Source organism: Serratia sp. JSRIV004, from assembly GCF_019968705.1.
In the GTDB taxonomy this organism is placed as follows: Bacteria; Pseudomonadota; Gammaproteobacteria; order Enterobacterales; family Enterobacteriaceae; genus Chania; species Chania fonticola_B.
This window is the reverse complement of record NZ_CP074140.1, coordinates 4,079,147-4,092,166: the sequence shown is the minus strand read 5'-3', so window position 1 is coordinate 4,092,166 and position 13,020 is coordinate 4,079,147. Positions and strand designations below refer to the sequence as shown.

General features: G+C 51.4%; 12 protein-coding genes and 1 pseudogene. 12 read left to right on the top strand and 1 reads right to left on the bottom strand.

The window, feature by feature from the left end; all coding sequences use genetic code 11:
- Positions 1-57 precede the first annotated feature (57 nt).
- From yfcE to KGP21_RS19545, 7 genes are all read left to right on the top strand, one after another.
- Positions 58-609 carry a phosphodiesterase gene (gene yfcE, locus KGP21_RS19575; RefSeq protein ID WP_021806010.1) on the top strand — a complete coding sequence of 184 codons (552 nt, stop codon included), beginning with the start codon at positions 58-60 and terminating at the stop codon, positions 607-609.
- Between the two features lie 131 nt (positions 610-740).
- Entirely contained in the window at positions 741-1,316 is a 576-nt protein-coding gene (yfcD, locus tag KGP21_RS19570; protein ID WP_021178548.1) for an NUDIX hydrolase YfcD, read from the top strand.
- A 675-nt stretch (positions 1,317-1,991) separates the two neighbouring features.
- A complete protein-coding gene (locus KGP21_RS19565) occupies positions 1,992-2,882 on the top strand; it encodes a carbohydrate ABC transporter permease (protein WP_024530676.1) in 891 nt (296 codons plus the stop codon).
- The gene (locus KGP21_RS19560) at positions 2,875-3,789 is read left to right on the top strand and encodes a carbohydrate ABC transporter permease (RefSeq protein ID WP_059201296.1); all 915 of its coding nucleotides are present in this window, start codon (positions 2,875-2,877) and stop codon (positions 3,787-3,789) included. The genes KGP21_RS19565 and KGP21_RS19560 overlap by 8 nt, the downstream gene beginning before the upstream one ends.
- A gap of 13 nt (positions 3,790-3,802) precedes the next feature.
- Complete coding sequence (locus KGP21_RS19555; protein ID WP_021806009.1) at positions 3,803-4,930, top strand: ABC transporter ATP-binding protein; 1,128 nt, start codon at positions 3,803-3,805, stop codon at positions 4,928-4,930.
- 15 nt (positions 4,931-4,945) lie between these two features.
- Positions 4,946-6,235: an ABC transporter substrate-binding protein gene (locus tag KGP21_RS19550; RefSeq protein WP_059201295.1), complete on the top strand. Its 1,290-nt coding sequence runs from the start codon at positions 4,946-4,948 to the stop codon at positions 6,233-6,235.
- Between the two features lie 218 nt (positions 6,236-6,453).
- Positions 6,454-7,146 carry an oligogalacturonate-specific porin KdgM family protein gene (locus KGP21_RS19545; RefSeq protein ID WP_021806007.1) on the top strand — a complete coding sequence of 231 codons (693 nt, stop codon included), beginning with the start codon at positions 6,454-6,456 and terminating at the stop codon, positions 7,144-7,146.
- Positions 7,147-7,204: 58 nt separating this feature from the next.
- On the opposite strand, the gene KGP21_RS19540 is transcribed toward KGP21_RS19545, so the two are convergent.
- Complete coding sequence (locus KGP21_RS19540) at positions 7,205-8,224, bottom strand: LacI family DNA-binding transcriptional regulator (protein WP_223500062.1); 1,020 nt, start codon at positions 8,222-8,224, stop codon at positions 7,205-7,207.
- A gap of 376 nt (positions 8,225-8,600) precedes the next feature.
- On the opposite strand from KGP21_RS19540, the gene KGP21_RS19535 reads away from it, so the two are divergent.
- The 5 genes and pseudogenes from KGP21_RS19535 to KGP21_RS19515 form a co-directional block, all read left to right on the top strand.
- Entirely contained in the window at positions 8,601-9,044 is a 444-nt protein-coding gene (locus KGP21_RS19535) for a PTS sugar transporter subunit IIA (RefSeq protein WP_223536058.1), read from the top strand.
- A gap of 97 nt (positions 9,045-9,141) precedes the next feature.
- Positions 9,142-9,423: a PTS sugar transporter subunit IIB gene (locus KGP21_RS19530; RefSeq protein WP_021178540.1), complete on the top strand. Its 282-nt coding sequence runs from the start codon at positions 9,142-9,144 to the stop codon at positions 9,421-9,423.
- A 23-nt stretch (positions 9,424-9,446) separates the two neighbouring features.
- The gene (locus tag KGP21_RS19525) at positions 9,447-10,829 is read left to right on the top strand and encodes a PTS ascorbate transporter subunit IIC (RefSeq protein WP_059201293.1); all 1,383 of its coding nucleotides are present in this window, start codon (positions 9,447-9,449) and stop codon (positions 10,827-10,829) included.
- On the top strand, positions 10,826-11,662 hold the full coding sequence (locus KGP21_RS19520; RefSeq protein WP_209522600.1) for a transketolase: 837 nt from the start codon (positions 10,826-10,828) through the stop codon (positions 11,660-11,662). Before KGP21_RS19525 ends, KGP21_RS19520 begins: the two co-directional genes overlap by 4 nt.
- Positions 11,655-12,605, top strand: a pseudogene (locus KGP21_RS19515) (transketolase family protein); the annotation flags it as partial. The gene KGP21_RS19520 and the pseudogene KGP21_RS19515, both read left to right, overlap by 8 nt.
- Positions 12,606-13,020 lie beyond the last annotated feature (415 nt).

Genomic DNA, 13,020 nt, shown 5'->3' with positions numbered 1-13,020 from the left:
TGTTGTCTAACCCAGCTACGTTAAAATGGTTTCATATTCCGTACCAAAGGAAAGATTATGAAGCTGATGTTCGCCTCGGACCTGCATGGTTCGCTCTCCGCCACCGACAAAATCCTCGAATTGTTTGCTCAAAGCCAGGCCGATTGGTTGATCCTGTTGGGCGATTTGCTCAATCACGGTCCGCGCAACGCCTTGCCAGACAACTATCAGCCAGCGCAGGTAGCCGAACGATTGAATCACGTTAGTGACAAGATCGTTGCCGTTCGCGGTAATTGCGACAGTGAAGTCGATCAGATGCTGCTCTCCTTCCCGATGATGGCCCCTTACCAGCAGGTGCTGTTAGCCAAAAGACGATTGTTTTTAACCCACGGGCACCTTTATCATCCCAACACATTACCGCCTTTAACGGGCGGGGACGTGCTGGTGTATGGCCATACGCATTTGCCCCAGGCACAAAGGCAGGGGGAGATCTACTGCTTTAATCCAGGCTCGGTCAGCATCCCGAAAGGGGGTTTTCCTGCCAGCTATGGCATACTGGCAGACGACGTCTTGAGCGTACTCGAGTTGCACAACGGCAAGGTTGTTGCAGAGGTGGCGTTAACGCACTAATTTTAGAGTCCCGATAGCTTGAAAGTGGCAGCCAGGGTTGTTCCTTGGCAGAGCTGGGACACATACCAAAAATAATTGAAGCATAACCCGTGCGCGGCATGCATCGCGCCCAAAATAGAAGGTTTTACAGGATGGCGGAACAGGATCAGGCTGCAGATACCGAGTGGGTTGATATCGTCAACGAGCAAAACGAAGTGATTGCTCAGTCCAGTCGTCAACAGATGCGTGCCCAACGGCTGCGTCATCGTGCGACCTATATCGTGGTGCATGATGGTATGGGGAAAATTCTGGTGCAGCGGCGCACAGACACCAAAGATTTTTACCCGGGTTGGATGGATGCCACCGCCGGGGGAGTGGTACAAAGCGGGGAAAACGTGTTGGACTCTGCCCGCCGTGAGGCGGAAGAAGAGCTGGGTATCGCCGGGATCCCGTTTGCCGAACATGGTCTGTTCTACTTTGAAGAGGAACAGTGCCGTATTTGGGGGGCGTTATTTAGCTGCGTCGCCAATGGCCCGTTTGCTCTGCAGGAAGAAGAAGTGGCTGAAGTGAGCTGGTTGACGCCAGAGGAGATCACCGCCCGCTGCGACGAATTCACCCCCGATTCACTGAAGGCATTATCGTTGTGGCTGACGCGTAATAACGGCCAGGACTACGGCAAGCCGCTGCCGCGCGAAAGCAGAGCCAGCTCTGGCGAGGAAGACGCCTGATTTAACGCACGGCCTTGCTGCCCATAGAGTAGCAAGGCCGTCTATTCTTCTCTTCATTTAGACCCTCCCCACTTGCCAACCGTCTGAAATCACAAATGTAACCATCAATGACGGCATTTATACTTACCCTCTCGGCCCAAATCTGCTGATTTTATCTACCTACAATTAGTTAACCCATCTCATCAAAATTTCTATCCTTAGTGCTACAAATTCAAAAAGTATAAATATCTTTATTTATCATTGATTTACATGTGGTCTCCATTTTGGTTTTGATAATTTTTGTTTTTTTATAAAAAAATCAAAACAACGTTTCTACTTTGGTCACACTTTTGCCATCCACTGAATGACGTTGGAAAAATTTCAGATATAATAATTTGAAATAGTGTTTCAGTTTGTTGGTTGGTAGATGACAGGATCATCTGGGAGACCGAAAAATGGAATTATCCTACTGTAACAAGCAACCTAACGGCATAGTGACAATGCGAGCATTGGCTGCTGATGACTGGCGGAGATTGGCCAGTGAATGCCTGAAAAAATTTATCGATTTATCACGACGGGGAGGATGCTGAACCTGGGCAGACTGCCGGGCTTGTCATTTCTATTGTTTAATAAGACTTAAATTTCACTTAACTAATTTCATTTCTTTTTCTATTTAAATGGCTATGGGTAACAACCATGAATGAAAACAGAATGCTGGGGTTAGCCTATATATCACCTTATATAATAGGGTTGATCATATTTACGGCGTTCCCCTTTGTGTCATCATTCTTGCTGAGCTTTACGGAATATGACCTGATGAATCCCCCGGTGTTTAACGGGGTGGAAAACTATCGTTATATGCTGATGGAAGACCATCTTTTTTGGAAATCGATGGGCGTCACCTTTGCATATGTGTTTCTGACCATCCCGTTAAAATTGGCATTTGCGTTAGGTATCGCGTTTGTCCTTAATTTTAAACTGCGCGGCATCGGCTTTTTCCGTACGGCGTATTATGTTCCCTCCATTCTGGGCAGCAGCGTGGCTATTGCCGTGCTATGGCGTGCTCTGTTTGCCATCGACGGGCTGCTAAACAGCTTTATCGGTGTCTTTGGTATGGATCCGGTCAACTGGTTGGGCGAGCCTTCTCTGGCATTGATGTCGGTTACGTTGCTGCGCGTATGGCAGTTCGGCTCTGCGATGGTGATCTTCCTGGCGGCGCTGCAAAACGTACCACAGTCACAATATGAAGCGGCCATGATTGATGGTGCTTCCAAGTGGCAGATGTTTATGAAGGTCACGGTACCGCTGATCACGCCGGTGATTTTCTTCAACTTTATTATGCAGACCACGCAGGCGTTCCAGGAGTTTACGGCTCCCTATGTGATTACCGGGGGCGGGCCTACCCATTACACCTATCTGTTCTCACTGTATATCTACGATACCGCCTTTAAATATTTTGATATGGGTTACGGTGCCGCATTGGCGTGGATCCTGTTCCTGGTTGTGGCCCTGTTCGCCTCAATCGCCTTTAAATCATCGAAGTATTGGGTCTTCTACTCGGCAGACAAAGGTGGCAAAAATGGCTGACATGCAACAGAACCAATTACCCATGTCCAGTGCGCAGGAAATCGCTGAGCGTGAAGTTCAGCGCACATTGCGCCGGGAAAAAATCAGCGCCGCTATTCGTTACGTCGTGCTGCTGCTGGTGGGATTGTTGATGCTTTATCCGCTGGTGTGGATGTTCTCGGCCTCGTTTAAACCCAACCAGGAGATCTTCACTACCCTGGGCCTGTGGCCGGAACATGCGACCTCGGACGGTTTCGTCAACGGTTGGAAAACCGGCACGGAATATAACTTTGGTCACTACATGCTTAACACCTTTAAATTTGTGATCCCCAAGGTGTTATTAACCATTATCTCATCGACCATTGTGGCCTACGGCTTTGCCCGCTTTGAGATCCCGTGGAAGAAATTCTGGTTTGCCACGCTGATCACCACCATGTTGCTGCCGAGCACGGTGTTACTGATCCCGCAATATATCATGTTCCGTGAAATGGGCATGCTGGACAGCTATCTGCCGCTCTATTTGCCGCTGGCATTCGCGACCCAAGGATTCTTCGTCTTTATGTTGATCCAGTTCCTGCGAGGTGTGCCACGGGATATGGAAGAGGCGGCCCAGATTGATGGTTGCAACTCGTTCCAGGTGCTGTGGTATGTGGTGGTGCCGATCCTGAAACCGGCGATTATCTCCGTCGCGCTGTTCCAGTTTATGTGGTCAATGAATGACTTTATTGGCCCGTTGATCTACGTCTATAGCGTTGATAAGTACCCGATTGCGCTGGCGTTGAAAATGTCTATCGACGTGACAGAAGGTGCGCCGTGGAACGAAATCCTGGCTATGGCAAGCATCTCTATTTTGCCGTCCATCATCGTGTTCTTCCTGGCCCAACGCTACTTTGTGCAGGGCGTTACCAGCAGCGGAATTAAAGGTTAATTGAGGATCTATCATGGCTGAAGTCATTTTTAACAATCTGCAGAAAGTGTACAGCAACGGTTATAAGGCGGTGCATGGCATCAATCTGACCATTGCCGATGGCGAGTTTATGGTGATTGTCGGCCCTTCCGGCTGTGCCAAATCGACCACGCTGCGGATGCTGGCAGGGTTGGAAACCATTAGCGGCGGCGAAGTGCGCATAGGCGATCGCGTGGTGAATAACCTGGCCCCTAAATCCCGTGGTATTGCCATGGTGTTCCAGAACTATGCGCTATATCCGCATATGACGGTAAAAGATAACCTGGCCTTTGGCTTGAAGCTGAGCAAGATGCCTAAAGAGCAAATTGAAGAGCAGGTTAACGAAGCCGCCAAGATCCTGGAGCTGGAAGAGCTGTTGGATCGTTTGCCACGCCAACTCTCCGGTGGGCAGGCGCAGCGTGTGGCCGTAGGCCGCGCAATTGTGAAAAAACCAGACGTGTTCCTGTTCGATGAACCGTTGTCTAACCTGGATGCCAAGCTGCGTGCGTCGATGCGTATCCGTATTTCCGATTTGCACAAGCAGCTGAAAAAGAGCGGCAAACCGGCGACCACCGTCTATGTTACCCACGATCAGACCGAAGCCATGACCATGGGCGACCGTATCTGCGTGATGAAGCTGGGCCATATCATGCAGGTGGATACGCCAGACAACCTGTACCACTTCCCGAAAAACATGTTTGTCGCCGGATTTATCGGTGCGCCAGAAATGAACATCAAGCCGAGCAAGCTGGTAGAGCAGGACGGCAAAATCGGCCTCACCGTCGGTAACTACACCTTGACCCTCAGCCAGTATCAGCAGGATAAGGTCGCCAGCTTTGTCGGGCAGGACGTGTTCTTTGGCGTGCGGCCCGAGTTTGTATCGATTTCAGAGTCGCCGTTTGAGGGCAACCACTCTGAAGGGGAACTGGTCCGCGTCGAGAATATGGGCCATGAGTTCTTTGTTTACCTGAAGGTGAATGATTTTGAACTGACCTGCCGTATTCCTTCCGATGACGTCAAACCGATCCTGAAAAATGGGCTGCATCGTCCGGTTTACTTCAAATTCGATATGGATAAATGCCACATTTTTGATGCGAAAACAGAAAAGAATATTTCTCTTTAACAGGAGTGGTCAATAATGAAAAAAATAGTCTTACGTACCCTGGTAGCCTCGTCCATGGCGATATTTGCCCATCAGGCCTTTGCCGCTGAACAGGTTGACTTGCGTATGTCCTGGTGGGGAGGCAATGGCCGCCATCAGGTTACGTTGAAGGCGATTGAGGAATTCCAGAAGCAGAACCCGAATATCAAGGTGAAATCGGAATATACCGGCTGGGACGGTCACCTTTCACGCCTGACCACACAGATTGCCGGGGGCACCGAGCCGGACGTGATGCAAACCAACTGGAACTGGCTGCCGATCTTTTCAAAAACCGGCACCGGATTCTATGACCTGAACAAGGTGAGTGAGTACCTGGATCTGACGCAGTTTGATCCCAAAGAGCTACAAACCACCACGATTGACGGCAAGCTGAACGGCATTCCGATTTCAGTGACCGCACGTGTTTTCTATTATAACGATGTCACCTGGAAAGACGCGGGTGTGCAATATCCCAATAATTGGGATGAATTGCTCGCCGCCGGTAAAACCTTCAACGAAAAACTGGGCGATAAATATTATCCGGTGGTGTTGGAGCACCAGGATACCTTCGCACTGTTACGTTCCTACATGATCCAAAAATATAACGTCGATATTATCGATGAAGCGCAGAAGAAGTTTGCCTATAGCGAAGCACAATGGGTCGATTTCTTCCAGATGTATAAAAACATGGTAGACAGCCACGTCATGCCATCATCGAAATACTACGCCTCGTTCGGCAAAAACAACATGTATGAGATGAAGCCATGGATTGCGGGGGAATGGGGTGGGACCTATATGTGGAACTCCACCATCAACAAATACTCCGATAACCTGAAAGCACCGGCCAAGCTGGTATTGGGCCCATACCCGATGCTGCCGGGTGCCAAAGATGCCGGATTGTTCTTCAAGCCGTCGCAAATGTTCTCGATTGGTAAAAGCAGCAAGCATCCAAAAGAAGCGGCAATGTTGATTAACTTCCTGTTAAACAGCAAGGAAGGCGTTGAGGCGCTGAAGCTGGAGCGGGGGGTTCCGTTAAGCAAAGTGGCTGTCAGCCAATTGACCGAAAGTGGCGTGATCCAGGATAGCGATCCGGCGGTTTCCGGCTTGAAACTGGCGCTGTCACTGCCGCATGCCATCAGCGCTTCACCGTATTTTGACGACCCGCAGATTGTAGTGCTGTTCCAGGATGCCATTCAGAATATCGATTATGGCAAGAAAACGGTGCAGGAAGTGGCTGCTGATTTCCAGCGCCAGGGCGACCGTATTCTGAAACGCGCAATGCGCTAACAAGAATTGTCCCCACCTTATCTTGGGTGGGGGCTTATTTATCAGCTAATCATTACATTCATTAACGCTAACAGGGAAGCCGTAAGAAAAATAAATTTGTATTAAATAGCAATGACGCTTTGCCCATTTTCAAATAATAAGTATTTCAAATAACTCTATAACCCCCTTAATTAGAGTGGGGATGTCTTTTCTATAATTAAATGATAAGGGTAGTAATAATGAAATTTAAATTATTGACTCTGGTGTTAGCCTCTGTAGCAAACTTTAGTGCAATGGCCATGTCGCTTGATTTGCGCCATGAATGGCAGGATACAGCCAAAGGCGACCATAAAAATAGAATGCTGGTCTCGCATCGTTTCGATAACGGCCTGGGATTCTCTCTGGAAGCAAAATGGCGTCAGGACTCTTCAGACTCTACGCCTGATAAACCTTTCCACGAGCAGGTCAGTAATGGCACAGAAGCCGTCGTCAGCTATCAGCATAAATTTGATGCAATCACCCTGCAGCCTGGGTTCTCGCTAGAGTCCAACAGTAATAATAACGGCTATCGCCCTTATCTGCGTGCGCAGTATAACTTTACCAAAGACATTTATGTGGCGGGCAGATATCGCTACGAATATAAGCGTACCACCTCAAAAGGTTCAGAGGGGGATGAGAAAACCAACCGTGGTGATTTTTGGTTAGGTTATAACTTCTACAAGGACTGGTCGGCCGAATATAACTACGTGTATAAGAGCAGCAACAAGGTTATTTTTGACGACGGCAAAACCGATTACGAGCATAACGTCAAGCTGGCTTACAAGTGGGATAAAAACTGGAAGCCTTATGTTGAAGTGGGGAACGTGAAGCAGGATAGCCAACACGATAACCGCCAGACGCGCTACCGTGTTGGGGTCTCTTATAGCTGGTAAGCAAGGGTGAAACTACCGGGAATACCGACTTATCGGCGGGTTCCCGGTATCGTCATCGTTAGCAGCTGCTACGACGGCACAGGGTTGAAGGGATCGAACCTTTGGGCTGCCAGGGCTGATCGTTCAAACGCGCCAACAATGCCTTACCTGCCTGAATACCAATCTCCTTATGCGGCACGGTCATGGTCGTCAGCGGTGGCTGGCAGACCTGGCTGACCTCACTGTTGCCAAACCCCACGATCGCCAGCTGTTCCGGTACCTTGATGCGCCGCCGCTGGCATTCATACAGCGCGCCGCAGGCCAGTTCATCAGACGCACAGACCAAGGCATCCAACTCCGGCCAGGCCAGTAAAAACTCCGGCAATTGCTGGGCGCCGAGGCTAAAGCTTGCGGGTTGCGCGGCATTAATCACCCGATGAGGGGACATGTGGTTCTGCAGTAGCGCTTTGTGCCAGCCTTGCAGATGCTGTTGGAAAATCCACTGCTCCTGATTGGCGCACAGCAGGCCAATATTTTGATACCCGCTGGCAATTAAGGTTTGAGTGAGTTGATACATGGCGGCGACGTAATCAATGCCGATATTGATGTCGATCGGGTCGGTGCGGATTGCCCCAATCTCCACCACCGGAATATTGGCGGCGGTTAATGCCTGGCGGGTATTTTCAGAATGCTCAATGCTTAACAGCACCGCCGCCGCCAGGTTGTAAGAGAGCAGGGTTTCCAGCAACGTTTCTTCACGCTCGATATGATGTTGGGACTCGGCTAGCATGATCTGGTAACCCGCCGGTTGCAGTACCCGCTGTAACCCTGCAAACATATCCGCACAGCCGGACTCGGAAAAACTCGGCACCACCATGGCGATGGTATAAGAAGACGCCGAGGCTAACGAACTGGCCGCCAGGTTGGGGAGATAACCTAACTCACTGACCGCCGACTCAATTTTTTCTCTCAGCTTATCTGAAACCTGTTCCGGCGTGCGTAGCGCCCGCGAGACGGTCATGGTGCCCACGCCTGCCAATTGGGCTACGTCGGCCAGGGTAACCCGGCCGGTACTGCGTCGTTTTCTACCGATCGACATTGCTGATCCTGACTGAAATGCGCGCATAACGCATAAATGAGCTCATGGGTTGAAACCCATTACTGGGCTTCGTCGTTCCCGCTTCTGTGCCCATTCTACCCCGTTCCTTTGGCGATCGATAAAAAAACTGAGCCGCCGGGTTTCATCCCCGATAGTTTTGATAGCGCTATCACAGATCTGGATGAAGGATTTTTGGTAGCGCTATCTTTGTGCGGTAAGTCACAGTTTAACCCCTGCACGTTGATTAAAGTTTTACCGTCGCCGGGCTTTTCCATGACGGCTACGTGCCATCAAACGATCCATAGCCAACAGATTTCGTCCCGTTTAGGTTCGGAAACTCTGGCGGTTTAAGGGAAAAAACCCATAAGGAGGAGATGTGCTCAACGACTGGCTGAACGCCGACCACATTCAACTGTGCGATCAGGTTACCGACTGGCAGGAGGCGGTCACATTGTGTGCTCAGCCACTGCTGCAGCGCGGTGTGATCACCGCTGATTACCTGACAGCCATATTTCGCCAACATCAGGCGCTGGGGCCCTATTACGTGTTGGCACCCGGTATCGCGATGCCCCATGCCAGGCCGGAGGAAGGCGCCAAAGCGCTTGGCCTTTCACTATTAAAGATCAATCAGGGCGTGCATTTTCAGTCCGAAGATAACGACCCGGTGTTCGTCGTGGTGATGCTTTCCGCTCCGGATAGCAGTAGCCATATTGACATGATTTCGCAGCTGGCCGAGTTATTTTCTGATAGCGAAGCCATGGAGAAACTGTTCCTGGCGCAAACCAAACGGCAAATTGAGGATGTTATCGCCAATTATTAATCTCTAACCGGTTATACCCGCAGCTTTTGATAATACTCAGCATCCGATAGATATCGGGTGACGCTATCCTACACATAAAATCTGGCAGGTAAGAATAATGAAAATCATGGCTATTTGTGGCTCAGGATTGGGCAGCAGTTTTATGGTGGAAATGAACATCAAGAAAGTGCTGAAAAAAATGAATATTGAGGCGGAGGTTGAACATTCCGATCTTTCCTCGGCAACGCCGGGCGCGGCAGATATCTTCGTGATGGCGAAAGATATTGCCGCTAGCGCCAGTGTCCCAGCCGACCAGTTAGTGGTGATCAGCAATATCATTGATATTAATGAGCTTGAAGCCAAGCTGCGTGCTTACTTCACAGCCCACTCCATTATTTAATCTAACCCATTGGCGAGGTGGATATGTTTATCCAGGAAACGCTCAGGTTTGTGGTTGATATATTAAAGGTCCCGGCGGTATTGGTCGGGGTGATTGCCTTGATTGGTCTATTGGCACAAAAGAAATCTTTTTCTGACGTGGTCAAAGGGACGGTTAAAACCATTCTGGGCTTTATTGTGTTGGGCGGTGGGGCGACGGTATTAGTCGGCTCGCTGAACCCATTGGGCGGTATGTTTGAGCATGCGTTCAATATTCAGGGGATTATTCCCAATAATGAAGCCATTGTCTCTATCTCACTAGAGAAATACGGTGCCTCCACCGCGCTGATTATGGCGTTTGGCATGGTGGCCAACATCATCGTGGCTCGCTTTACCCGCTTGAAATACATCTTCCTGACCGGGCACCACACCTTCTACATGGCCTGTATGATCGGCATCATCCTTACCGTGGCCGGTTTTGAGGGCGTACAGCTGGTGTTCACCGGAGCGCTCACTCTGGGCTTGGTGATGGCGTTCTTCCCGGCTATCGCCCAGCGCTATATGCGCCGCATTACCGGTAACGACGACATTGCCTTTGGCCATTTCGGCACCTTGGGCTATGTCCTTTCCGGCTGGCTCGGTTCCAAGGTGGGGAAAAACTCGCGTTCCACCGAGGAGATGAACTTACCTAAAAACCTCAGCTTCCTGCGTGACAGCTCGATTTCCATCTCGATGACCATGATCGTGATCTACCTGATCCTGGCTATCTGCGCGGGCCAGGATTACGTCGAAAGCCAATTGAGTGGCGGGCAGAACTACCTGGTGTACTCGATTATTCAGGCGATCACTTTTGCCGCCGGGGTATTCATCATTCTGCAAGGTGTGCGCCTGATCCTGGCCGAGATCGTCCCGGCCTTTACCGGCTTCTCGGAAAAACTGGTCCCTAATGCCCGCCCGGCGCTGGACTGCCCGGTGGTCTATCCCTACGCCCCCAATGCGGTGTTGATTGGTTTCCTGTTCAGCTTCCTGGGTGGCTTGGTGGGTCTGTTCTTGCTCGGCCAAATGAAGATGGTACTGATCCTGCCGGGCGTGGTGCCGCACTTCTTTACCGGGGCCACTGCCGGGGTGTTCGGCAATGCGACCGGTGGGCGGCGTGGTGCCATGCTGGGGGCATTTGCCAACGGTTTGTTGATTACCTTCCTGCCGGTGCTGTTGTTACCGGTACTGGGCGCGCTGGGTTTTGCCAACACCACCTTCTCCGATACGGACTTCGGCGTGGTGGGGATCGTGTTGGGCAATATGGCACGCTTCCTGACCAAAGAAATGATCATGGTCGCGATCGTCGCCATCTTTGGCCTGCTGGTCGCGCATAACTTCCTGGGAAAACGCAAAGATGTCCCAGCCAGAAATAAGGAGGAAAGTTCATGAGCAACACCGTGACTGATTTGACGCAATTGGCCGGGGCGATCCGTCTGGAAACGCTGAAGGCCCTCACTGGGCTGGGGTTTGGCCATTACGGCGGCTGTATGTCGGTGGTTGAAACGCTGGCGGTGCTGTATGGCGAAGTGATGCGTATCGATCCAGGTGACCCGGATTGGCCTGAGCGCGATTATTTCGTGCTGTCGAAAGGCCATGCTGGTCCGGCTCTGTATAGCGTGCTGGCGCTTAAGGGCTATTTCCCGTTGGAACAGCTGCAAACGCTCAACCAGAATGGCACCCGGTTGCCGAGCCACCCAGATCGCTTGCTAACCCGTGGGGTGGATGCCACTACCGGATCGCTCGGGCAAGGGGTCTCTATTGCAGCCGGTATGGCGCTTTCACACCAACTGGCAAAGCGCAGCAACCGGGTATTCTGCATCCTGGGGGATGGTGAACTGAACGAAGGCCAATGCTGGGAAGCGTTCCAATTTATCGCCCACCACAACCTGCATAATTTGACGCTGTTTATTGATTACAACAAACAGCAGTTGGATGGCACGCTGGATGAGGTGATCAAACCCTTCGATCTGGCCGGTAAATTCCGCGCCTTTGGTTTTGAGGTGCAAACCGTTCGTGGGGATGACATTGCCGCGATCCGTGATGCCGTGTTGCCGGAACGCAGTGGCGAGCAGCGGCCGTTGGTGGTGATCCTCGATAGCCTCAAGGGGCAGGGCGTGGCGTATCTGGAGAACCTGAAAAACTCACACCATCTGCGCTTAACGCCAGATGTTCGTAGCGAAATTGAAAAGGCCATTGCCGACCTGGAGGCCGCCTATGTTTAACCTGGAAATGCCGTTTGAAAAAGACGCCGTAGAAATGCGTAAGGTGTACGCCAGCGTGATCCGCCAACAGGCCGAAGCCGATACGCCGGTGATTGCACTGGAAGCCGATCTGATGAGTTCGATGGCGATGGATGGCGTACATAAGGATCACCCAGAGCGGGTCATCAACTGCGGCATCATGGAGGCTAATGTGATTGGCGTAGCCGCCGGTTTGTCGCTGACCGGGCGGGTCCCTTTCGTCCACACCTTTACCGCTTTTGCCAGCCGCCGCTGTTTCGATCAGCTGTTTATGTCGTTGGATTATCAGCGCAACAACGTCAAGGTGATCGCTTCCGATGCCGGGGTCAGCGCCTGCCATAACGGCGGCACGCATATGTCGTTTGAAGACATGGGGATCGTGCGCGGCCTGGCGCATTCGGTGGTGTTGGAGGTGACCGATGCCACCATGTTCGAGGATATTTTGCAGCAACTGGTGAAGTTGCAAGGCTTCTACTGGGTACGAACCATTCGTAAGCAGGCGACACGCATTTATCCTGCAGGCTATCGTTTCACCATCGGCAAGGCTAATCTGCTGCGTGACGGCAGCGACATTACGCTGATCGCCAACGGCATTATGGTCGCCGAAGCGTTGCAGGCGGCGCAGGAACTGCAACAGCGTGGCATCAGCGCGGCGGTGGTAGACATGTTTACGCTCAAACCTATCGATCGTGAAATCATCAAAACCTTTGCGGCGAAAACCGGCAGGATCGTCACCTGCGAGAACCACAGTATTCATAATGGGCTTGGTTCGGCGGTGGCGGAGGTGCTGGTGGAAGAATGTCCGGTACCGATGCGGCGAGTGGGAGTCAAAGGCCGCTATGGGCAAGTGGGCACGCAGGAGTTCTTGCAGCAGGAGTATGGCCTGACGGCGGCGCATATTGTGGCGGCGGCGGATGAGTTGTTGACCCCTCACCCCAACCCTCTCCCACAGGGAGAGGGAGCTGATAGCCCGTGTTCTGCTGGAAGTAAATAGGTAATATCAGCAAGCTAGCCCCAACCACCCCGCAGGGAGAGGGAGCTGTTTGGCGGTACTTTGCTGGAAGTAAAGAGTTAATCTCAGCAAATTCGACCGCCTCCTCATCCAAGGTGAGCCACCGAATTTTCAGATCTACTCGATCGGTCCCCTTGTATGTTTAAGGTACTTTAATTACCCGCCCAAAGGCGGGTAGACTTTAACCGAGTTGTACCTGACGCTACAGCCCGATTCCCCTCTGGGACAACAAGCCCGTGGGAGAGCTTATGGCGTGGCGTCAGTTTTCCTGTTAACCCGAACAGCTGCCAGGGCGGCATCAGCCAGCCCGTATCTTACAAGGCCGGGA

Excerpts from the sequence above, each read along its gene's own strand:
- KGP21_RS19530 (WP_021178540.1), top strand. The coding sequence starts at position 9,142 with ATGAAAATCATGGCTATTTGTGGCTCAGGATTGGGCAGCAGTTTTATG.
- KGP21_RS19560 (WP_059201296.1), top strand. The coding sequence starts at position 2,875 with ATGGCTGACATGCAACAGAACCAATTACCCATGTCCAGTGCGCAGGAA.
- KGP21_RS19565 (WP_024530676.1), top strand. The coding sequence starts at position 1,992 with ATGAATGAAAACAGAATGCTGGGGTTAGCCTATATATCACCTTATATA.
- KGP21_RS19555 (WP_021806009.1), top strand. The coding sequence starts at position 3,803 with ATGGCTGAAGTCATTTTTAACAATCTGCAGAAAGTGTACAGCAACGGT.
- KGP21_RS19525 (WP_059201293.1), top strand. The coding sequence starts at position 9,447 with ATGTTTATCCAGGAAACGCTCAGGTTTGTGGTTGATATATTAAAGGTC.
- yfcD (WP_021178548.1), top strand. The coding sequence starts at position 741 with ATGGCGGAACAGGATCAGGCTGCAGATACCGAGTGGGTTGATATCGTC.
- KGP21_RS19550 (WP_059201295.1), top strand. The coding sequence starts at position 4,946 with ATGAAAAAAATAGTCTTACGTACCCTGGTAGCCTCGTCCATGGCGATA.
- KGP21_RS19545 (WP_021806007.1), top strand. The coding sequence starts at position 6,454 with ATGAAATTTAAATTATTGACTCTGGTGTTAGCCTCTGTAGCAAACTTT.
- yfcE (WP_021806010.1), top strand. The coding sequence starts at position 58 with ATGAAGCTGATGTTCGCCTCGGACCTGCATGGTTCGCTCTCCGCCACC.
- KGP21_RS19540 (WP_223500062.1), bottom strand. The coding sequence starts at position 8,224 with ATGTCGATCGGTAGAAAACGACGCAGTACCGGCCGGGTTACCCTGGCC.
- KGP21_RS19520 (WP_209522600.1), top strand. The coding sequence starts at position 10,826 with ATGAGCAACACCGTGACTGATTTGACGCAATTGGCCGGGGCGATCCGT.